The sequence below is a fragment of the Absicoccus porci genome, assembly GCF_003725415.1.
In the GTDB taxonomy this organism is placed as follows: domain Bacteria; phylum Bacillota_I; class Bacilli_A; order Erysipelotrichales; family Erysipelotrichaceae; genus Absicoccus; species Absicoccus porci.
Map to the genome: position 1 here is coordinate 1 of NZ_RJQC01000002.1, position 22,258 is coordinate 22,258.

26 protein-coding genes and 1 other annotated feature are annotated in these 22,258 nt (G+C 37.2%); of the genes, 3 read left to right on the top strand and 23 right to left on the bottom strand.

What is annotated here, in order from left to right; translation table 11 throughout:
- Positions 1–226: 226 nt before the first annotated feature.
- Positions 227–433, top strand: a complete 207-nt coding sequence (locus tag EDX97_RS04620) for a cold-shock protein (protein WP_128520025.1) — start codon at positions 227–229, stop codon at positions 431–433.
- A 68-nt stretch (positions 434–501) separates the two neighbouring features.
- On the opposite strand, the gene EDX97_RS04625 is transcribed toward EDX97_RS04620, so the two are convergent.
- The 20 genes from EDX97_RS04625 to EDX97_RS04720 all read right to left on the bottom strand — a co-directional run bounded on the left by EDX97_RS04625 (position 502) and on the right by EDX97_RS04720 (position 16,750).
- Positions 502–987: a dihydrofolate reductase gene (locus EDX97_RS04625; protein ID WP_128520026.1), complete on the bottom strand. Its 486-nt coding sequence runs from the start codon at positions 985–987 to the stop codon at positions 502–504.
- Between the two features lie 10 nt (positions 988–997).
- The gene (thyA, locus tag EDX97_RS04630; protein ID WP_128520027.1) at positions 998–1,870 is read right to left on the bottom strand and encodes a thymidylate synthase; all 873 of its coding nucleotides are present in this window, start codon (positions 1,868–1,870) and stop codon (positions 998–1,000) included.
- Positions 1,871–2,698 (bottom strand): Cof-type HAD-IIB family hydrolase, encoded by an 828-nt coding sequence (locus EDX97_RS04635; RefSeq protein ID WP_128520028.1) that lies wholly within the window; start codon positions 2,696–2,698, stop codon positions 1,871–1,873.
- A 4-nt stretch (positions 2,699–2,702) separates the two neighbouring features.
- On the bottom strand, positions 2,703–4,082 hold the full coding sequence (locus EDX97_RS04640) for an aminopeptidase (protein ID WP_128520029.1): 1,380 nt from the start codon (positions 4,080–4,082) through the stop codon (positions 2,703–2,705).
- Positions 4,073–4,843: a glutamate racemase gene (gene murI, locus EDX97_RS04645; protein WP_128520030.1), complete on the bottom strand. Its 771-nt coding sequence runs from the start codon at positions 4,841–4,843 to the stop codon at positions 4,073–4,075. The genes EDX97_RS04640 and murI overlap by 10 nt, the downstream gene beginning before the upstream one ends.
- The gene (locus EDX97_RS04650; protein ID WP_128520031.1) at positions 4,833–5,663 is read right to left on the bottom strand and encodes an HAD family hydrolase; all 831 of its coding nucleotides are present in this window, start codon (positions 5,661–5,663) and stop codon (positions 4,833–4,835) included. The genes murI and EDX97_RS04650 overlap by 11 nt, the downstream gene beginning before the upstream one ends.
- Positions 5,664–5,734: 71 nt before the next feature.
- Complete coding sequence (locus EDX97_RS04655; protein ID WP_128520032.1) at positions 5,735–5,983, bottom strand: hypothetical protein; 249 nt, start codon at positions 5,981–5,983, stop codon at positions 5,735–5,737.
- A gap of 486 nt (positions 5,984–6,469) precedes the next feature.
- The gene (gene hisE, locus EDX97_RS04660) at positions 6,470–6,793 is read right to left on the bottom strand and encodes a phosphoribosyl-ATP diphosphatase (RefSeq protein WP_128520033.1); all 324 of its coding nucleotides are present in this window, start codon (positions 6,791–6,793) and stop codon (positions 6,470–6,472) included.
- The gene (gene hisI, locus EDX97_RS04665; RefSeq protein WP_128520034.1) at positions 6,790–7,119 is read right to left on the bottom strand and encodes a phosphoribosyl-AMP cyclohydrolase; all 330 of its coding nucleotides are present in this window, start codon (positions 7,117–7,119) and stop codon (positions 6,790–6,792) included. The genes hisE and hisI overlap by 4 nt, the downstream gene beginning before the upstream one ends.
- Positions 7,116–7,877, bottom strand: a complete 762-nt coding sequence (gene hisF, locus EDX97_RS04670; RefSeq protein WP_128520035.1) for an imidazole glycerol phosphate synthase subunit HisF — start codon at positions 7,875–7,877, stop codon at positions 7,116–7,118. Before hisF ends, hisI begins: the two co-directional genes overlap by 4 nt.
- Complete coding sequence (hisA, locus tag EDX97_RS04675; protein ID WP_128520036.1) at positions 7,867–8,598, bottom strand: 1-(5-phosphoribosyl)-5-[(5-phosphoribosylamino)methylideneamino]imidazole-4-carboxamide isomerase; 732 nt, start codon at positions 8,596–8,598, stop codon at positions 7,867–7,869. The genes hisF and hisA overlap by 11 nt, the downstream gene beginning before the upstream one ends.
- Positions 8,595–9,209, bottom strand: coding sequence for an imidazole glycerol phosphate synthase subunit HisH (hisH, locus tag EDX97_RS04680; RefSeq protein WP_128520037.1), 615 nt, complete (start codon positions 9,207–9,209; stop codon positions 8,595–8,597). Before hisH ends, hisA begins: the two co-directional genes overlap by 4 nt.
- Positions 9,206–9,787 (bottom strand): imidazoleglycerol-phosphate dehydratase HisB, encoded by a 582-nt coding sequence (gene hisB, locus EDX97_RS04685; protein ID WP_128520038.1) that lies wholly within the window; start codon positions 9,785–9,787, stop codon positions 9,206–9,208. Before hisB ends, hisH begins: the two co-directional genes overlap by 4 nt.
- Positions 9,784–10,812 carry a histidinol-phosphate transaminase gene (gene hisC, locus EDX97_RS04690; protein WP_128520039.1) on the bottom strand — a complete coding sequence of 343 codons (1,029 nt, stop codon included), beginning with the start codon at positions 10,810–10,812 and terminating at the stop codon, positions 9,784–9,786. Before hisC ends, hisB begins: the two co-directional genes overlap by 4 nt.
- Positions 10,797–12,092: a histidinol dehydrogenase gene (gene hisD / locus EDX97_RS04695; protein ID WP_128520040.1), complete on the bottom strand. Its 1,296-nt coding sequence runs from the start codon at positions 12,090–12,092 to the stop codon at positions 10,797–10,799. The genes hisC and hisD overlap by 16 nt, the downstream gene beginning before the upstream one ends.
- Positions 12,073–12,720 (bottom strand): ATP phosphoribosyltransferase, encoded by a 648-nt coding sequence (gene hisG, locus EDX97_RS04700; protein WP_128520041.1) that lies wholly within the window; start codon positions 12,718–12,720, stop codon positions 12,073–12,075. Before hisG ends, hisD begins: the two co-directional genes overlap by 20 nt.
- On the bottom strand, positions 12,717–13,823 hold the full coding sequence (gene hisZ, locus EDX97_RS04705; protein ID WP_128520042.1) for an ATP phosphoribosyltransferase regulatory subunit: 1,107 nt from the start codon (positions 13,821–13,823) through the stop codon (positions 12,717–12,719). The genes hisG and hisZ overlap by 4 nt, the downstream gene beginning before the upstream one ends.
- Before the next feature lie 31 nt (positions 13,824–13,854).
- Positions 13,855–14,084, bottom strand: a binding site (T-box leader).
- Positions 14,085–14,155: 71 nt separating this feature from the next.
- Positions 14,156–15,700: a cardiolipin synthase gene (cls, locus tag EDX97_RS04710; protein ID WP_221175888.1), complete on the bottom strand. Its 1,545-nt coding sequence runs from the start codon at positions 15,698–15,700 to the stop codon at positions 14,156–14,158.
- Positions 15,693–16,211 carry a phosphodiesterase gene (yfcE, locus tag EDX97_RS04715; protein ID WP_128520043.1) on the bottom strand — a complete coding sequence of 173 codons (519 nt, stop codon included), beginning with the start codon at positions 16,209–16,211 and terminating at the stop codon, positions 15,693–15,695. Before yfcE ends, cls begins: the two co-directional genes overlap by 8 nt.
- A gap of 41 nt (positions 16,212–16,252) precedes the next feature.
- On the bottom strand, positions 16,253–16,750 hold the full coding sequence (locus tag EDX97_RS04720; RefSeq protein WP_128520044.1) for a COG2426 family protein: 498 nt from the start codon (positions 16,748–16,750) through the stop codon (positions 16,253–16,255).
- A gap of 106 nt (positions 16,751–16,856) precedes the next feature.
- Here EDX97_RS04720 and EDX97_RS04725 point away from each other — a divergent pair, with 106 nt between their 5' ends.
- On the top strand, positions 16,857–18,089 hold the full coding sequence (locus tag EDX97_RS04725) for a DUF1015 domain-containing protein (RefSeq protein WP_128520045.1): 1,233 nt from the start codon (positions 16,857–16,859) through the stop codon (positions 18,087–18,089).
- 20 nt (positions 18,090–18,109) lie between these two features.
- Here the strand turns inward: EDX97_RS04725 and thrH are convergent, their stop codons facing one another.
- The 3 genes from thrH to EDX97_RS04740 form a co-directional block, all read right to left on the bottom strand.
- A complete protein-coding gene (thrH, locus tag EDX97_RS04730; protein ID WP_128520046.1) occupies positions 18,110–18,709 on the bottom strand; it encodes a bifunctional phosphoserine phosphatase/homoserine phosphotransferase ThrH in 600 nt (199 codons plus the stop codon).
- 29 nt (positions 18,710–18,738) lie between these two features.
- Positions 18,739–19,590 (bottom strand): fructosamine kinase family protein, encoded by an 852-nt coding sequence (locus EDX97_RS04735; RefSeq protein WP_183164267.1) that lies wholly within the window; start codon positions 19,588–19,590, stop codon positions 18,739–18,741.
- A 1,120-nt stretch (positions 19,591–20,710) separates the two neighbouring features.
- Positions 20,711–21,466, bottom strand: a complete 756-nt coding sequence (locus tag EDX97_RS04740; protein ID WP_128520048.1) for a DeoR/GlpR family DNA-binding transcription regulator — start codon at positions 21,464–21,466, stop codon at positions 20,711–20,713.
- A gap of 153 nt (positions 21,467–21,619) precedes the next feature.
- Here EDX97_RS04740 and hxlA point away from each other — a divergent pair, with 153 nt between their 5' ends.
- Complete coding sequence (gene hxlA / locus EDX97_RS04745) at positions 21,620–22,246, top strand: 3-hexulose-6-phosphate synthase (protein ID WP_128520049.1); 627 nt, start codon at positions 21,620–21,622, stop codon at positions 22,244–22,246.
- Positions 22,247–22,258 lie beyond the last annotated feature (12 nt).

Sequence of the window (22,258 nt, forward strand, 5' to 3'; positions counted from 1 at the left end):
TGAATAATCGGCCACGAAAGTTCCTTGGCTATAAGACACCAAATGAAGTTATGAACGAAACAGACTCACATACATCGTGTTGCACTTAATTTGACAATTCATCTTTTCAAAAAAAACCGAATCGATACATTTATTTTTTTCTATATTTGAATTATAATTTATGCATGGGGGAGTACCTTTCCATTTTCCTTCGTAAAAAGGAAAGTTAGTTTTAGGAGATGTAATTATGTTAACAGGGAAAGTAAAATGGTTTAACACCGAAAAAGGATATGGATTTATCATCGATGCCAATGGTAAAGATGTATTTGTTCATTATTCTTCCATTCAAGCTGATGGTTTCAAAAATCTTGAAGAAGGCCAAACCGTTTCGTATGATTTGGTTGAAACAGATCGAGGACCACAAGCCAATAACGTAAAAGTTATCGGCGAATAGTCGCTTATTATTCAATTTTGATTGTTCGTTTATCCTTCCCCCTTAAAAAAGGAGAGCTTCTCGCTCTCCTATATTTTTTGTTTTGTATACTTTACAATTTCATATGCCACATCATTTTCTTCATCTTCTGCTAAGACCGTTTTTTCATACAAAGAAGAATCAAACATCGGAAAATAAACATCGGCATCTTCAGCATCTTGAATGTGTGTCAACAACAATTCATCGGCATACGGTAACATCTGTGCATAAATTTGGGCACCACCAATCACATAGACATCGACATCCTTTTCTTTATACGCTTTCATAAACGCATCAATCGTTGAAAAGACTTCTACTTCTGGTTCTACAAACGGATCCGAACGTGAAATGACAATATGATGGCGACCTGGCAACAAATGTGGCAATGACTCATACGTTTTCCGACCCATCAAAACAATCTGCCCCTTTGTGGTTTGCCGAAAAAACTGCATATCCCCTTTCAAATGCCAAATTAAATCATTATTTTTTCCTAGTTCATAATTTTTGCCAACCGCGGCAATTTCAATTAATTTCATTACACTCCTTCTATTGGGATATTGGAAAAGCAATCTTTCCCATATGTTGATAATTTAATAATTTAATATCTGTAATATCTTTACTATGATCAAAATCATAGAAATCTTTGATATCTGGATTCAGCCATAACGTAGGTGCTGGTAACGGCTTTTTTGTATAATATCGATGGAGTTGTTCTTTAATACCATCGACTTGATTCACATAGATATGCGCATCCTTGATGGACCAGCTCATCGCACCTGGTTTCAATCCGGTTACTTGCGCTAACATACACAACAATACGGCATATTGCGTGACATTGAATGGCAATCCCAACGGTACATCACAACTTCGCTGATGGACCCACACATTCAATTTTCCATCGGTGATATCCCATTCGCTTGACCAAACACAGCTTGGTAATACAGCCGTATCCAAATATTCATCTTGCCACAAAGACATCACACGACGACGATCATCCGGTGTATTTTTTAGACTATCGATCAATCGATCTATCAAACCCATCTTTTTGACAATGTAACCATATGCGGTACCAATTGTATGTGCATATTTTGGATCAAAATGCTTCAACACTTTGCCCGTTTTTTGATCTTTCCAATCACCGTTTTCATCGATTTCCCATAAATCCCAAATATGAACATTTCGTTCTTGTAGCCATCGTACATCATTGGACTGTACTTGATAAATCCACAACATTTCTAAGACGGCTTGTCGAATAAATAATTGTTTTGTCGTTAAAATTGGAAATTCTTCGCCTACATCCAAGGTGAAATACGCACTTGGAATCTTGATGGAATCAATGCCCGTACGATTCTGTACTTGTTTTCCTTGACGTAAGATATTTTCGCAAATACGACAATAAATTTCATCCCATGCTGACATTTATTTCTCCTTTTCCAATAGATACTCTTTAATAAAATGACCAACAGCCCCTTTATCATTGGTCAACGTTGTTACATATCTCGCATTCATTTTGGATTCTTTGGATCCATTGGCCATGCATACACCACAACCTACTAACCCTAACATTTCTTGATCATTGGGTGCATCTCCAAAAGCCATGATTGTTTCCAAAGGAACACCATAATGTTTCGCTAATTTCTTCATTCCAAATCCTTTGTTGATATGTGGATCCACATATTCGAACAAAGTATCACTGGTCGCAAAACCAACAACACGATCATCATAGAAGTGACTGGCTCTTTCTAATACAACCGGCATATAATCTGATTCAAAATGCATCATTAATTTATTGATGTCCCGATTCTGCATAAATTCATGCATATTGACTTCAATTTCCGTTTCGCCAAACATCTTGGAATCTGCTCTTGTTTTTTCATTGGATTTGCTCGTATAACGAGTAGGCCCCATGACCACATGAAATTCAACATCCAAATCTTCAAAAAAACGAATGATCCTCAGTACCACATCACTAGAAATCAAATGATATTCTTCTTTATCACGACGTCGTAGATCATATAAGACGCCACCATTCATCCCGACAATAAAACTTACATCTTGTTCAATGCCCCAATCATGGATCATCGGACGAACGGTTTCAATGGGACGTCCAGAAGCAATCCCAAATAAAATACCGCGATCTTTCAAGCCACTGATTGCTTCGCGATTAATGGCTGGCACTTTTTTCTTTGAATCCAAAAAAGTTCCATCTAAATCGGTTGCCACTAATGTGATCGTTTCATTTTTCATTTTCTTACCTCATAAATTCTATAAACGCTTTATAGCCGCGATACGCTTCATACACATCGGCTTTGGATGATACTTCATGGGGTGCATGCATATTATGAAGTGGTACGCCACAATCAATGACACGCATACCATAATTAGCCAAGATATAAGCGATGGTTCCTCCACCACCAGCATCGACCTTACCTAATTCACCGGTTTGCCAATGGACATTTCCTTTTTCCATAACGGCACGTAATTGTGCGATATATTCTGCATTCGCATCGTTACAACCACTCTTGCCTCGAGCACCTGTATATTTATTGAACGCCAAACCATAGCCAAATTTTGGTTGGTTATCATTGGGACTGGATACATCCGCATAATTTGGATCATGCGCAGCACATACATCACTCGACAACATAGCTGAATGAAGCAATGTTCGACGAACAGCTAAGTTTGAATCTTTGCCTAAAGCATACAAGACTTCAGCTACAAAATCCTCAAAAAATTGTGACTGCATACCAGTTGCTCCTTGTGAACCTACTTCTTCTTTATCTACCAATAAACAAGCCGCTGTTCGTTGTAGATGACGATCTTCCAACATAGCTCGTAAGGAAGAATAGGCACAAACCTTATCATCTTGTCCATACGCTAAGATCAAACTCTTATCCAATCCACAAGAACGAGCTTTTCCTGCTGGTACAACTTCTAATTCCGCACTGATAAAGTCTTCTTCTTCAAATCCATAATTCGTTTTTAAGATTTGCAGGATATGTGCTTTGACTGGATCCTCTTTTCCATCTGCCAAAGGAATCGAGCCAATCGTCACATTTAACGATTCTCCTTCCACGACTTGATCCGCTTTTTTATTCATTTGTTTCGAAGCCAAATGAATCAATAAGTCACTGATCACAAAGACAGGATCTTCTTCTTTATCACCGATAGCCACATCGATCGTTTGCCCATTTTTCAAAACAACCACACCATAGATAGCCAACGGAATGGTTACCCATTGATATTTTTTGACACCGCCATAATAATGCGTATCAAAATAGGCCAGATCTCCCTCTTCATAGAGCGGATGTTGTTTCAAATCCAAACGAGGACTATCAATATGTGCACCTAAGATATTCATTCCATCTTCTAAAGGATCATCGCCAATTTGCATCAAAGCAACCGCCTTATTCATCTGATTCATATACACTTTATCTTGAGGATGCAACGACTCTTTCTTTTGAATGATTTCTTCGATATTGCGATAACCAGCTGCTTCGGCTTTTTCAATAGCCAGCTGCACAAATCGACGTTCCGTCTTCGCTTTACTTAGAAAAGCCATATAATCATCACAAAAAGACATCACTTCTGCTTGTTTTTTTTCATCATAATCTTTCCATGCTAATCCCATGTAATCTCCTCCATTCTTTTTAGTAATTTTTTTGATAAATCTATTTTCGATGGATCCGTATTTTTCCAAACGATGGATCCGCCTTGGTCATTTAATTCTCCTTTTTGTTTTAAAATATCTTCCAAATGACGAATGGTTCCCCAATTGCCATCCACTAAATGTACATCTTCTGGTAAAAGTTTCTTTAGAAAATTCCGATAAAACAAAAAATGAGTACATCCTAAAACGATACTATCAACCTTTGGACTCTGATGTAAATATTCAGTTAATACCCTTTCAATCATGGATTCATTATCCAGTTGATCTTCTTCAACGATACGAACCAATTGTGGACATGGTACCCGATAAATGGTATGTTCATCATCAAAACGATCCATTAATCGTGCAAACTTTTGTTCTTTTAATGTCAATTCTGTAGCCCATACCGCAATATGTTGTTTAGGCCCAATTTCACAAGCTACTTTCAAAGCTGGTTCCATCCCAATAATGGGAATATCATAGCGATTGCGTAGTAAGTCTACACAAGCACTGGTTGCGGTGTTGCACGCAATCACGATTGCTTTCACATGTTGCGATACAAACCAATCACAAATTGCTAAACAACGTTGTGTTATCTCTTCTTTGGTTTTGGTGCCATATGGATTGTATTTGGAATCCCCCAAGAAAATAAAATCTTCTTTTGGTAATTGCTTTTGGGCAACGGATAATACACTGATTCCTCCCAATCCTGAATCAAATATACCAATGGAATCATTCACCATCTTGTTGCCTCCTATCAAAATATTTTTCCATAAAATCTGCCCAACCATCCATTGTACATGGTCGATCGGTCACTACATCGGCAATCGCCTTTGTATCTTCTGAACCATTCTTTAAACAAACGCCGAGCCCACTGTATTCCAACATGCCATTGTCATTGGATGTATCCCCAAATGCCATGACTTGTTCTGGTGATAATCCATTGATTTCACAATATTGACGCAATGCATACCCTTTATCCGTATGAATATTGGTGAATTCAAATAACGTTGGCTGGGTCTTAAAGCCAATATAGTTTGGACTGGGGTGGGCTTGAAAATACGATTCCACTTCTTCCATTTGATTGGCTTTAATTCGAAACATGATCTTCGCATTTTCTTTTTGATAGAGATATGCGATATCATCCACTTTATGGATGGATCGATGTCCAGAAAGAGCAGAACTAATAACCGTTGTATCTCGTTTGACACAAACAATTGTATCATCCTCATAAATAATGGGATTGGCATGAAACTGTTTCATGATCTCAATCGTTTCTTTGATCCATTCTGGTTTCATTAGATAATATGTATATTCTTTTTGATGAACAGCATCGCGAAGACTGGATCCATTCATTCCAATTAACATATCAGCGGGTTCAATATGCCATTTTTCCATCATATGATCCAAATCATATAAAGGACGCCCACTGGCTAAACCAAAATAAATATTCTTTTCTTTCAGCGTTTTGATCATTCGTTTGGCCCTTGGTGTTAATAAATTATGGCGAACGACCAAGGTATCATCGATATCGCAAACAACCAATTTTAAATCTTTTATCATGGTTCCAGTATACCACGAAAAAGAGCTAACCATTCCGATTAGCTCTTCTTTGATACATATTATGTTCTGTATTAATGAATCAATGCCACTTTACGATAGATGTCTGCATGCAACAATTCTTTATTCTGATGATCAATGATTTCTGGACAAGCTGTAAAGGCTCGATCTAAGTAATAGGTATTACCGTCTGTACCATCAAACATATAGATCATAGCTGCTAAACCGCAATCCAATACATATGGATGAGCTTTCATTTCTCCTTTCTCTTTATACATAGTTTCAATAAATTCTTTTGGTTCTAAATGGACGATCGCTTTCATAAGTTCTTCCTCCTTGTTGGTGTCTTCATTATGTCGAAAATCAAGCACCATAACAACCAATATTTTTGAATTTATGCAAAAACAAAAATATATTATTTGTAAAATCATATGTAAGCGTTATATTTATTTTGTTTCAAAAATTTATTCTATCGATATAGGATGCCATAAAAAAAGGAATCAGCCGATTCCTCCCCCAAGTGCTTTTGATTTCTCTTTTTGAAACCTTGTCTCTCACACTTGTATAAATGAAAGGAGCTCCTCACTATTATCATTTGGGAACTCCTTCCTACGTTATATCTCATCCTGATGTAGCTTTCTTTCTCTTCTTCTGAAGTATGCAAAATTTTCGCATTTCTTATCTTATCATCCGGCTTGAGCATTTACAGAGCTTTTCTACCCTCTGTTATAACCTCTTTACACCTGTATAATAAAAAAAAGATGTCATTCTTTCAATCCATCTGGAAAGAATGACATCCCAATTGGTATTTATCGATTTACGATTGGCTTACGTTCTGCTTTTAGATTATGTTGTTTTTCAGCACGACGATCTAATTCTGCTTCCACATCTTCTAATGTGATACCTTTTTCAGCCATTAACACCAACACATGATAGGAAAGATCACAAATCTCACCAATCAATTCTTCTTTAGATTGAGACAAAGCCGCAATAACAACTTCTGTTGATTCTTCTCCTACTTTTTTTAATATTTTTTCCAATCCCTTGTTGTAAAGATACGTTGTATAACTACCTTCTTCTGGATTGGCTTTTCTTTCGACAACCGTTTGATAATCCCGCTCTAACGCTTTCATTTCACTTCTTCTCCTTCTAATGTCCGATAAAAACAAGTACGATGTCCTGTATGGCAGGCTGCTCCATCCTGCACAACTTTTAATAAGATCGTATCTTCATCACAATCAACCAATATTTCTTTGACATGTTGATAATGACCACTGGTTTCGCCTTTTTTCCATAGTTCCTTACGAGAACGTGACCAATACGTAGCTAGGCCTGAACGCAATGTTTCTTGTAGACTTTCTTCATTCATATAACCCAGCATCAAAACTTGGCCATTCTCTACATCTTGAACCACACAAGGAACAAGACCATCCCCTTTATTAAAATCAATTTGAATCATAAACGTACTGGAATTCCTTTCTCTTTTAAATATTCTTTGACATCACGCACCGTTAATTCATCATAATGAAATAAACTAGCTGCCAAAGCGGCATCCGCTGCTTCTTGATCAAATACATCATAGAAATGTTGCAACGAACCACAACCACCACTCGCAATCACAGGAACAGGAACTTCATTGCGCACGGCTTTACAAAATTCAAGATCATAACCTGCCTTAGTTCCATCCGTATCCATGCTTGTCAATAAAATTTCTCCAGCACCCAAGGCAACACCTTGTTTGATCCATTCTAACGCATCCAGACCCGTATCGATCCGTCCACCATGGACAAAGACATTCCAACCCGAACCATCTTCTCGTTTCTTGCCATCAACAGCTAAAACCATGCATTGGTTTCCAAATTGTTCCGCACCTTCTGAAATCAATTTGGGATTTTTGACAGCCGCACTATTTACACTGACTTTATCAGCACCGGCACGCAACATCTTACGAACATCTTCAATCGTACGAATGCCACCACCAACCGTAAATGGCATATAAATTTCTTTGGCAACTTCCTTCACCACATTCACCATCGTATCGCGATGTTCATGCGTAGCCGTAATATCCAAGAAAACCAATTCATCCGCTCCTTGTTCATAATATTTACGAGCCAATTCGACGGGATCCCCCACTTCTTTTAAACCTACAAAGTTAATGCCCTTGACAACTTTTCCATCCTTTACATCCAAACAAGGAATAATTCGTTTAGTCAACATGATGATGCTCCTTACAATATTGAATAGCTTCCTTCAAATCTAATGTATCGGAATAAATCGCTTTACCAGTAATCGCGCCATATACATCTAAATCATTTAAAGCGGCAATATGCGACATATCACGAATACCACCACTGGCCGTAATGTGTACCGATACCGCATCTTTCAATTGTTTCAACATGTCCATATTTGGACCTTGTAGTGTGCCATCCTTAGAAATATCTGTAAAAATCAAGGTTTGAACACCCAAGTTCTCCATCTCTTTCGCAAAATCTAGATAATAGTATTCGCTATCTTCGAGCCAACCTGCACCACAAACATATCCATTCTTACAATCCATACCAACGGCAATTTTATCACCATATTTCTGAATGGCTGCTTTCAACAAAGCTTGATCATGGATGGCAGCCGTTCCTAAGATCACACGAGAAAGTCCACGCTCCAAATAATACGTAATATCTTCCATGGTGCGAATACCACCACCAATTTCACAAGGAACAGAAACTGTAGAAGCTACTTCACAAATCAGATTCGCATTCTTCTTCGAACCTTCTTTGGCCCCATCTAGATCCACAAGATGGATATAATCAGCTCCTACTTGTTCAAATTGTTTTGCGATGGTCAAAACACTATCGCCCACCACTTCTTTTTTTCCATAATCTCCTTGATACAAACGCACAGGCGCTTGATCAATAATATCAATGGCTGGCAATATGATCATACAAATTCCTCCACAAAATACTTTAATATTTTCAACCCATCTTCTGCACTTTTTTCCGGATGGAATTGTGCACCCAATACATTTTCATGATAAACCAATCCTGGAATCTGATATGGACCATAGTGACAATAGCCCAATAGATCTTGTGAATCCATATCACTCGCATAATAGGAATGTACAAAGTAAACAAAAGGTCGATCCGATATATTATTAAAAACGGGATGATCTTGGGCTTTTTCCAATTGATTCCAGCCAATATGCGGAATTCGAATCGATGGATCCGTCATCGGAATCACTTGCCCTTTTAAAAAGCCAAAACCCGGTGTATAGCCATCTTCTTGTCCAGCTTCAAATAACACTTGCATACCTAAACAAATGCCAAGTAAAGGTTTCTTCTCTTCTTTGACCAATTGACAAATGATCTCATACATACCCGAATCATGAATATTTTGCATGGAATCCCGGAAAGCGCCAACACCTGGTAAAATTAATTTTTCACATTTTTTTAATGCGGTAGGATCAGAAATAATTTTATTTTCTACCTCTAAATGATTCAATGCATTTTGGACACTGGCTAAGTTTCCCATGCCATAATCAATAATACCAATCATTCTAGTTTTCCTTTCGTACTGTATACACGATCTCCATTTACAACAATGGCTTGACTAATCGCATGGCCCAAAGCCTTAAATATGGCTTCGATCTTATGATGATCGTTATTGCCATAATACACATTTACATGTAAGGTCAAACCACACGCAAACGCAAACGCCCGTAAGAATTCTTCAACCATTTCACAAGACATGGTACCTACTTGTTCGCGTTTCAATTCACAATGATAAACGAGATATGGACGACCACTAAAATCCAAAGTAACGTTGGCTAACGTTTCATCCATTGGCAAAGTAAAAGAACCATATCGTGTAATACCTACTTTATCACCTAAAGCTTGGGCAAACGCCTGTCCTAAAGTAATGCCACAATCTTCAATTGTATGGTGATCACAAACATACAAATCGCCTTGTGCTTTTACATCCAAATCAATTCCTGCATGAAAGCCAAAGAGAGTTAACATATGATCAAAGAATCCAACACCTGTATCAATATGGGTTTGCCCCGTACCATCCAAATTCACATGGACTTCAATATCGGTTTCTTTGGTTGTTCGCTTGATTTGCGCTTCTCTCATAGCATTTCCCTCACATATTGTGACATAACATTCAATACAGCTTCGTTTTCTTGTTTATTACCAATCGAAATACGGAAATGATCCGTACCCGCAAAATCACGAATCGTGATATCCGCTTCTTTAAATAATTTCAACAATAATTCTTTATTTTCTGCCTTGCCATAAATAAAGTTGGCTTGGCTTGGATAAAAATCCACAAAGCGATACAACATCAACTTATCCAACATTTCATCGCGGAATGAAGTTGTTTGTTGGATAACGATGGAAATATCTTCATAATGTTTTAGAACAATTGTCGCGAGCTTTTGAGAAATGGTATTGACCGCATACGGTACTTTCCGTTGATTGAGTTGGGCAATGCGTTTGGCGTTTCCACAAACAAAACCAACACGAAGACCAGCTAAACCAAACGCTTTGGATAATGTACGCGTAACCAATAAATTATCATATTGCTCAATCTGATCCAATACGGATTGATTACCAAATTCCATATAGGCTTCATCAATCAAAACAGGACAAGAAAAGCCTTGTACAATTTTCAAAATATCTTCTCTAGATACACAATGTCCCGTTGGATTGTTAGGATTTGAAAATAAAACCAAATCCACGCCTTTTTCATTGCCTTGTTGAATAAAATCATCGACATCAAAAGAACCATCTTCATTGGTGACATATTTTTCAATGTTGGCTTCATAACTTGATGCATAGTAATCAAACATACCAAAATCAGGAGATAAGGTATACATGGTTTTTTCATGATCCAGATACGTTGACATCACCAACGATAAACATTGATCCGATCCATTCCCGGCAATGATTTGTTCCGGTTTTAATCCTTTAACTTGCGCATAGGCTTGACGAAGTTCGGTGCATTCATCATCTGGATATCGATTCATTTCAATGGGAGGTAAAACATCGACCATTTCTTCCATGACTTTTTCCGATACATTATAAGGTGATTCATTCGCATTCAATAAAATACCCGTTTGTGTATGTGCTTGATATGCTTCTATTTCTTTTCCCATGATTGGACCCTCACTTTCACTGCATTCGCATGACCATCCAAATTTTCTTCTTGTGCCATCTTAATGATATATTGTCCATACGCATCCAAAGCTTCTTTTGAATAATGTAAGAAACAAGACCGTTTCACAAAACTATCAACACCTAAAGCACTGGAGAATCGCGCTGTGCCATTGGTTGGCAATACGTGGTTGGTTCCACCAAAATAATCTCCAATACTTTCACAAGTGTAATATCCCATGAAGACACTGCCCGCATTGACAACTTGGGCTAAATACGACATCGGATCTTCAACCATCAATTCCAAATGTTCGGGTGCAATTTCATTGGCAATTTCGATACATTCCGAAATAGAATCACAAAGAATGGATTTTCCATAATTTTTCAAACTTTGTTCCACAATTTCTTTCTTTGGCAATTGTGCTGATTGTACTTTCAATTCTGCATTAATTTCATCGATTTTGGTTTGGCTCGTTGCCAATAAAATCGGACTCGCCATCGGATCATGTTCAGCTTGGGATAAAAGATCAGCGGCTGCATAGGCTGGATTGGCATGATCATCAGCCACGACTAAGATTTCACTTGGTCCGGCAATCATATCGATATCGACTTTGCCATAAACTAATTTCTTCGCGGCTGCCACAAAAATATTACCCGGACCACAAATCTTATCGACCGATGGAATGGTTTCCGTACCATAGGCTAAGGCAGCTATAGCTTGGGCTCCGCCAATTTTATAAATATCGGTCACACCGGCAAGTTTTGCGGCAAATGCGATATTCGGATTGATTTTTCCTTCTTTATTGGGTGGTGTGACCATCACGATGCGTTTCACACCAGCAACAGCAGCTGGAATCGCATTCATCAATACACTACTTGGATATTGGGCTCTTCCACCTGGTACATAAATTCCCACACTGGATAAAGGAATGACCCGTTGACCCAAATACACACCTTTTTCTTCTTGGAGAATGTAGGATTGAGCCACTTGAGCTTGATGAAAATATTCAATATTCTTTTTGGCTTTTTCCATGGATTCCATAAAGAAAGGATCACAATGTGAAATGGCTTCGTCTAATTCTTCTTCAGATACTTTCCATGTATCCATTTCAATACCATCAAATTGTTTGGTGTATTTTTTACATGCGACATCTCCCTGTTCACGAACATCTTTTAATATATTGGATACCGTAACTAAAATGTCACTGGAAATTTCTTGGCTTCGACTTTTTAAATACGAAGATAACGATTGATAATCATTTTTATTGATGGGCTGCAGCATTTTGTTTCACCATTCTTTCCAAATCTTTTAACACATCCATGACTTCTTGTCGTTTCAATTTAAAACTGGCTTTATTTACGATAACACGGGCACTGATGGGACAAACATCATCTAAGACAACCAACCCATTTTCTTTTAGGGTCGTCCCGGTTTCCATGATATCCACAATGCCATCACACAGCCCCAGGATCGGTGATAATTCTACGGAACCATCGATCTTGATGATTTCAACATCCATGCCTTTCGCATTAAAATAAGCTTTGGCTACATTGGGGTATTTGGTCCCAATTTTGATATGACCAACTTTATTCAATAGATCAATGTCAGGTAAACTGGCCACGATGAATTTACATTTACCAATTTCCAAATCGAGCATTTCATAATATTCTTTGCCACCTTCTAAGATGGTATCTTTTCCAACAACGCCTAAATCAGCAACGCCGTGTTCAACATAGGTCAAACAATCATTGGACTTTACTAAAAAATAGCGAATGTCTTTTTTGGTATCTTCAAAAACTAAAGCTCGTCCTTTATCTTTTAGATTTTCAATGCCATAGCCACATTCTTCCAACATGGCTACGGTTTTCTTTTCCAAACGACCTTTCGTTAAGGCTATTGATAAACTCATTCGACGACCTCCACTTCTTCACGATCCCAAATGACCAATTCCACTGGATTGGTTTTACGAACTTCTTGTGCTTTTTTCAAGGCTTCCACTTGTTTGGATTCCGGATAACAAATTTTTATGGTTTTGGTTTTTGGTGCTTTCACAACCGATAATAAATAATCCAATTTCACACTAAAGCCACAAGCTGGTAAGTCACGACCAAATTTCTTTAATAACGAATCATAACGACCACCACTTAAGACACTATGACCAACCCCATTGACATACCCTTCAAAAATAATACCGGTATAATAATCCAAATGTGGAACTTTTCCTAAATCAAACTGAATATGAGAGCCATAACCCAATTCGGATAATTTCTCATACAGAGATTTCAATTGTAGTACGACGGCTTTCAATGCCGAATTGAAACTCAATTCCAAGGCTTTATCCAATGCATCTGGACTACCTGATAATAATGGTAATTCCATAAAGAAATGGGCTTCCTTATCTTCTAGATGTAGTTTTTTCACAAATTCTTTTAATTCCACCATGCTTTTTCGATCCACAAGATCAGCCAGTTCATATTGAACATCTGCATCCAATTGTAGCGTTTGACAAGCTAATTTAAAGAAATCGCTATTACCAATTTCTAATTGATAGTCATCTACACCAATAGCTTCCATGGTATCCAAAGCTAAAACTAAAACTTCCAAATCATGACTGGAATCCAAACCAATCAATTCCACACCACAGTCACTGACTTCACCAAGTTGTCCCGCAAACATTTGTCGTACTTTGAATACATTGGAACAATAGCGAATTCGATAGGGCGGTTTGATCTTTGTGTATTTGGATGCACAAACACGAGCAATCGGTACGGTCATATCCATTCGTAATGTGAGGATTTGCCCATCCTGGTCAAAGAACTTATACATATCTTGTTCATTCACTTCACTGAATGCGTTTTGATAGGTTTGAAAAAATTCAATCGATGGTGTCATGATTCGTTGATAACCATAGGATTCAAAAACACCTTCAATTCGTTTTTGTAGAGCGGTTTTCTTTGCACAATCTTCTAAAATAATATCGCGCATGCCCAAAGGAATTTGGATTTGTTTCATACTGCCTCCTAATAAATAAAAAAACGTCCCCTATAAGGACGTTCAATACGTGGTTCCACCTTACTTCATCGCCACTTCACAATGACGACCTCTCTAAGTGCTATCACACTCTGGTCCAGTAACGAGGACAACCGGATCGCACTACTGTATTCGCACGATCAACTCCAGGATGTGTTCATTTTGACGTACTCTTTCTTTTCACCAGCCAGAAAGTCTCTACCTGCCGTTTCGAAAACTACTATTTCCCTTCTTTGTTGTATTTATAATATAGATAATCTGGTGCCAAATGTCAACTTGAATTGAAAGATACTGAAACTAAAATGAAAATTGTTTCAGAATAGAGGAGCAATCAAACGGACAATCGCTCGCCAAGTTCGAACGATCATGTTGATGTCACCTTTATAGTCTTCACTGACATCTTTCGATAAATCAAACATGTGATCAAAATCTTTCTTCATTTTCGCAATACAATCAACATGAGATAGGTACACACCATTTTCAAAATGGAGATATAACGAGCGATAATCCAAATTAATTGTTCCACATGTAGCTACGGTATCATCACTAATACACATTTTCGCATGTGGAAATCCGGGAATGTATTCAAAGATACGAACGCCACCTCGTACCAGATCACGATAAAATGATTGGGTAAACATATAGGTCAATTGTTTATCGGGCGTACCTGGCGTAATGATGCGAACATCTACACCGCGTTTGGCTGCTAAAGTTAAAACTCTTGTCATTTCTTCGGTGATGATCAAATAGGGAGTCACAAAATAGACGTATTTTTTGGCATGATTCACGATGCTCATATATACATCTTCTCCTAGATATTCATCATCCAAGGGCGAATCTGCATATGGTTGAACAAAGCCTTTGGAAGGAACAGGTTTGGCTATCAGATAGTTAGCCATTGCTTGATGGGTGGGATTGGTCGCATTCCACATTTCTAAAAAAGTCAATGTCATCGAACGAACGGCACTTCCTTCCAATCGAATACCCGTATCTTTCCAGTAGCCATAAGGATGGGTTCGATTAAAATATTCTTCGGCTAAATTATAGCCACCCGTATATCCGATTTGCCCATCAATAACCGTGATTTTACGATGATCTCGATTATTCATAAACACCAAGATCCAAGGGCGAATGGGATTGAAGACACGACATTGAATGCCATAGCTTTCCATTTCTTTTATAAAGCTTTTATTTAAAAAACCAATACTGCCCATATCATCATAGAAGATACGTACTTCTACACCAGCCGCTGCTCGTTCAATCAGTACTTCTTTCATTTGACCAAAAGAGTAGCCATCTTCAATCGCATGATATTCAATAAAAATAAAATGTTGGGCTTTTTTCATATCTTCAATTTGGGCATTGAAACCCTCAAGTGCTTCGGGATAATAGGTAACGGCCGTATCCTTATAAACAGGAAAATGGCCACAATTCCATATCAGATGAGCGTCTTTTGCACTGTCGATGTCCACCGATTCCATTTCTTCCAATATAGACCAATCTTGATGAAAATAACGATATAAAAATAAATCAATATGAGCATATACTTCTTTGACATGATTAAACAAGCTGGTTCGTCCAATTAAAAAGTAAAGGCCCATCCCAAACATAGGAAAGGCCAAGATCAATGCCATCCAAGGTACATTAATGGAAATATTTTTATCGCGTCCATAGATCCACAAAGCAACTAAGATGGCTAAATTATTGATGGCCTGCCCTATTTTTGGCGAAATAAAACGAAGCTGACCAAATAGATTCAATAACCAGAAAATCTGAAAAGAGACCGCAACAATCACCACAAAAAGACGCATGATACTATTGCGGACATTGGTCCTTTTCTCCACACGCATATTAGACATGATAGGTTTCATCCCCTTCATGATCGAGTGATTTCCAAGTGAGTACATCATTCTCTAACAACATGTAACTGTGGGTGCTTCCTGCTTTTGGCAATGAAATCGAACCTGGGTTACAAAATAATGTATCGTCTTCTTTATGATGTTCTGGGATATGTGTATGTCCATAAAAGATAATGGGAACTTTCGGAAATGGTTTATGTCCATGGCAGCAATAAATCACATGTTTGCCGGTATCGATATAAACATTTTCAACCAAGGGAAAATCCAAAATCATTTGATCGACTTCACTATCACAATTTCCTCGAACACAAAGGATCGAAGATGCCAATGGATTTAATAACGCAATAACGCCTTTGGGATCATATCCTTTGGGCAAATCATTTCGTGGCCCATGATAGAGAATGTCTCCTAATAAAACCATTCGATCGCATTGATTCTTTTTAAATTGATCAACAAGTTGCTGACAATAATACTGTGATCCATGTATATCTGAAGCAATCATCCATTTCATAACTTTGATTATAAACAAAAAGAAGGTGTTTTTCCACCTTCCTATAATGCAGCTGCTAATAATCCATACGATACGATGGACATAATCACGGTTGCCAATAGGATACCGAGTAAAATAGCACTGGATGCTTTTTTGATATCCATTTCTAATAAAGAAGCAATCAAGGAACCAGTCCAAGCACCGGTACCTGGCAAAGGAATGCCCACAAACAATAGAAGACCTAGCCATTCACCATGATCCATTCCTTCACTTTTATTCATTGCTCGTTTTTCGAGTTTTTCGATCCATGGCTTAGCCCAACGGAATCGTTTTAACCAACGAAAGATTCTTTTTATAAACAACAATATAAATGGAATAGGTATAATATTTCCAATCACACAAATCGGAATGGCTTGCCAAATATTCACTTTTAATAACGAGGCAACAATCAAGCCTCCTCGACATTCCAATAAAGGAATCATCGATACGATAAAAATCACAAATTGTGCGGATACATGTTGTCCCAATGTATGCGCAAACCACGTCGCAATTGCTTCCATACATCCTCCTGATTCTTGTTTATGATAAGTTAGGAAACTAACGTTGTCAATCATGTACTGGTTTCGTTTTTTCGACTATAATGAATATAAAACAGGAGAATTATCTATGACTATTATAAAACCTTTTCGTGCAATCCGTCCCAGCCAAGAAATGGCACCGCGCATTGCGAGTCTTCCCTACGACGTCTTCTCAAGAGCGGAAGCTAGAACTTATGTAGAAACCCATCCCTATACTTTCTTAGGAATTGATCGTCCCGAAACACAATTTGAACCCACCCACGATATGTATGCCAACGATGTCTATGAAAAAGCCAAAGAAATGATTGAAACATATAAGGACAAAGGCTTCTTTATTCAAGATCCAGATCCTTGCTTCTATATTTATGAATTGACCATGGCAGGAAGAAGCCAAACTGGTATTGTGGGATTATCCAGTATCGATGATTATTTACAGGGTATTTGTAGGAAGCATGAAAATACGGTCAAAGAAAAGCTGGCCGATCGCATTCATCATGTGGATATCACCAGTACCCAAACAGGTCCCATTTTTTTGGCGTATCGAAAAAATGAACCACTCCAAGCATTGATCCAATCTATCAAAGAAACACAACCTATCTATGACTTTGACAAAGAAGATGGTGTCCATCATCGTGTATGGATTGTTAAAAAGACAATACCTATTGAAGAGGCGTTTCATAAGATTCCTTATACCTATATTGCGGATGGGCATCATCGTTGTGAATCTGCAGTACAAGTCGGCCTAAAACGAAGAAAAGAACATCCAAACTATACAGGAAAAGAAGAATTCAATTTCTTTTTAAGCGTTGCTTTTTGTGAAGAAGAACTTCGTATCTTTGATTATAATCGCTTTGTGAAAGATCTAAATGGATTGAGCGTAGACGTTTTTATGAATCATTTAAATCAATTTTATACCATTTCTCCACTTTCTTATTCACATCATCCGAATCAAAAGGGTGAAGTTTGTATGTATATAGAAAATCAATGGTATGACTTGGTTGAAAAAAATCCCAATACGACTGACCCCGTTTTATCTTTGGATGTCAGTTATCTACAAGAACATGTATTAGGACCGATTCTTGGCATCGGTGATCCACGCACAAATCCTCGCATTGAATTTATTGGTGGCATTCGCGGTCTTAATACTCTACAAGAAAAAGTCAATGCACAAGACCATCCTTGTGTGGCATTTGCGATGTATCCAACTCGTATTCAAGAACTATTTGCGGTTGCTGATGCGAATCGATTGATGCCACCAAAATCAACTTGGTTTGAACCTAAATTATTGAGTGGCTTATTTCTTCATGAAATTGAGCAATAAAAAAGAGCGTATGCTCTTTTTTATAATGCCGCTTTGATGTGCTCTAATAATTCATCATATGTTTCTAAGGCTGGTAATTCCGGATGATCTTTTTTGATTTGTTCCGTTGTACGGAATAAGAAACCAGCTTTCGATGCTTCGATCATTCCTAAATCGTTAAAACTGTCTCCGGAAGCAATGGTTTCAAAGCCAATAGACTGTAAAGCTTTCACGGTTGTGTATTTTGAATTTTCAATACGCATCTTAAATCCGGTAATTTCTCCACTATCACTCACTTCCAATGAGTTGCAGAAAATGGTTGGCCACCCTAATTTTTTCATTAAAGGGCTCGCAAATTCTTCAAATGTATCACTGATAATGATGACTTGTGTCATAGTACGTAATGTATCTAAAAATTCTTTTGCGCCAGGCATTGGGTCAATTTTTGCGATTACGTTTTGGACATCTTTTAAACCCAAACCATGTTCCTTTAAAATACCCAATCGCCAATTCATCAATTTATCGTAATCGGGTTCATCACGTGTTGTACGTGTCAATTCAGGAATGCCACTTTCTTTCGCAAATGCGATCCAAATTTCAGGCACCAATACACCTTCTAAATCTAAACAAACAATATTCATAGGGATTCTCCTTTTTTAATGTTCTTATCTTACCATGAACGCTCAATTTTTTCGATACAATGTAGTACCGATCCATAATATCCATAACCAAATAAATAGAGATGATTCAATAGATGATACAAATTATACACATTTTTCCGTTTTTCGTATCCAGAGCGCAAACAACCATATTGACGATAGGTTGTATAAAAAGTTTGCGGAAATCCACCAAATAATTCGGTCATTGCGATATCAACTTCGGCATCACCGTAGTAACAAGCTGGATCGATCAACCAGGCTTTTCCATCCTTTCCGGTCATCACATTACCGCTCCAAAGATCACCATGGACCAAGGATGGCTGTTCGGGTTCAATTAAAATTTCATCTAAATGATCCATGATTTTTGAAAGTCGTTGGATGTCCGATGCATACAAGTTTTCTTTGTTTCGATTCAACATAGGTCGCAAACGATAGTCTTTAAAAAAAGTGATCCAGGAATCACAAAAAGTATTGATTTGGGGTGTCGATCCAATGTAATTATTGGAAGAAAAACCAAATTGATTTCCCACAAAAGTTCGATGCATATTGGCCAATTGTTGAGCAAAAACTTGCCAATACGATTCTATTCGTTTTCCACTTTCGATATAGTCCATTAATAAATAACTATGATGATTGGTGGTTCCACTTTGTAGGATATGGGGTGTTCCAATCACATGACAAGCCGCCATAGCTTCAATACCTTTTCTTTCTTGGATAAACATATCCAAATTTGAAATGGTATTCATCTTCACAAAAAACGTACCATCTTCGGTTTGAATCTGAAAGGCTTCGTTGATATCTCCACCTGCTACGGAATGATAAGAAAGAACCTTTTTCTTTACAATATCATCAAATTCAGACATAAAATGCCTCCTTTTCTTCCAATTATGCCACTTTCCTTTCTTTAAACCAATCATCGGCTATAATACAAGTAACAAAAGAAATACAAATAATGTATTTCAAGAAAGGAGATAAATCATTGAAAAAGAGATTTGATTTTAGTATTAATCGAGCAACTATATAAAGGGTCCTTACAAAGAGTAATAAAAGTGTAAGGGCCCTTTATTTATCCCTAAATATCATTTTCCAATTTTTGAACTAATTATGCCACTTTCCTTTCTTTAAACCAATCATCGGCTATAATACAAGTAAAGAAAAGGAAGGTACATACCAATGGGAATGTAAATTCAATTTCAAAATGGAAAGGAGATAAATAGAAGCGATGAGATTTGATTTTAGTACAAACAGATTTATTCAATAAGTGGTCCTTACATGAAGAAGTAATAATTGTAAGGACCATTTATTTATCCCTAAATATCATTTTCCAATTTTTGAACTAATTATGCCACTTTCCTTTCTTTAAACCAATCATCGGCTATAATACAAGTAAAGAAAAGGAAGGTACATACCAATGGGAATGTAAATTCAATTTCAGAATAGAAAGGAGATAAATAGAAGCGATGAGATTTGATTTTAGTACAAACAGATTTATTCAATAAGTGGTCCTTACATGAAGAAGTAATAATTGTAAGGACCATTTATTTATCCCTAAATATCATTTTCCAATTTTTGAACTAATTATGCCACTTTCCTTTCTTTAAACCAATCATCGGCTATAATACAAGTAAAGAAAAGGAAGGTACATACCAATGGGAATGTAAATTCAATTTCAGAATAGAAAGGAGATAAATAGAAGCGATGAGATTTGATTTTAGTACAAACAGATTTATTCAATAAGTGGTCCTTACATGAAGAAGTAATAATTGTAAGGACCATTTATTTTCCATTATATCTACCAACTTTACCACTTTCCTTCTCGATTGTGTTTTATAGACTATAATACAGGTGAGCAAAGGAAATACATATTCGAAAGAAATGTAATTTCAGGAAAGGAGAAAAACATTGAAAAAGAGATTTGATTTTAGTATTAATCGGGTAACAATATAAAAAGTCCTTACATGAAGAAAAATATGTAAGGACTTTTTATTTGGCAATGATTAGGTTACATCCCTGTATTCTTTTTTTCTTTTCCATATCTATAGGATTAGTGATCAATAAATCAAAAGAATCAAAGGGTGCGTACATATAGGTCCCTTGCCAATCAAATTTAGATTGATCCGCTAATATGATCTTTTTTTCAGCTTGCCGTAAAACATGCTGATTCACTTCCATTTCTTCAAAAGAAAAAGTTGTGGGACCTCGACTATTCTTAAAACCATCACATCCTAAACAGGCTACATCAAAATGGATTGCATCAATATAATTCAAAGTAAAAGCACCGGTGGCACATTGTGATTTCTTTAGTACTTTTCCACCCAAAAAAATTAATTCATGTTTTTGATTCGTGACCTCATTGGCAATCATCAATGAATTTGTGACCACCAATAAATCTTTTTTTAAAGGAAGTAATTTTGCTAAGGACAGTGTCGTACTGCCTGGTCCAATAAAAAGAGAAGAATGATCCGGAATTTCTCCCAGTGCCCGTTTGGCAAGATTTTGTTTGAAAGATGCATTTTCATTCACTTTCACATTAACGGCCACTTCACTATTGTCTTCTTTGCGACAAGCGCCTCCATGCGTTTTATGAAGCAATCCCTGACTTTCCATACGATTTAAATCTTTCCGAATGGTTTCCATGCTGACATCATATTCTTTTGCTAAATCAACGACACGGACTTTCCCATTCGTTAAAATCTTTTGATAGATTTCTTGTTGGCGATTTTCAATTTTCTTTATCATATCTTTATTTTACCGAAAACTTGGCTTTTTGACCATTATTTCTATAAAACCAACTTTATTTTGTTCTTGTTTCATAAAATGCCAATTTTTTATTGTAGAAATTACGTCTAAATTCTATTCTATGGGTGGTAAAGAAATTGAGGAGGTTCAATCATGAAACTACAAGCTGCATTAGATACACTAACATTAGACGAATGTATAAAATTATTGGAACAAACACAAGGTTCTATCGATGTCGTGGAAGTCGGTACCCCTTTCGTTATCGAACAAGGTATGGTACCTGTTCGTACTTTTAAAGAAAAATTCCCTAACATCGAAGTTTTGGCCGATGCCAAGATCATGGATGCAGGTAAATATGAAGCTGATAAATGCTTCGATGCTGGTGCCGATATTGTTACGGTACTAGGTGTTTCCAATGATGCAACCATCAAAGGTGTAGTAGAAAGTGCCAAAGAACATGGCAGAAAAGTTATGGTCGATATGATCGAAGTTAAAAATCTAGCCGAGCGTACCAAAGAAGTTGATCAAATGGGCGTGGATTATATTTGTGTACACACTGCCTTTGATGTTCAAGCAACGGGTAAAGATCCATTGGATGATTTAAAAGTTGTGAATTCTGTTATTAAAAATGCCAAATCAGCGGTTGCTGGTGGTGTGAAATTAGCTACCATTGATGCCATCGTTGAAGAAGGTGCCGGAATCATCGTCGTTGGCGGTGCCATCTGCAATGCGGAAGATCCAAGTGCCATGGCAAAAGAAATAAAGAAACATTTGAAATAGGGAGGATACAAA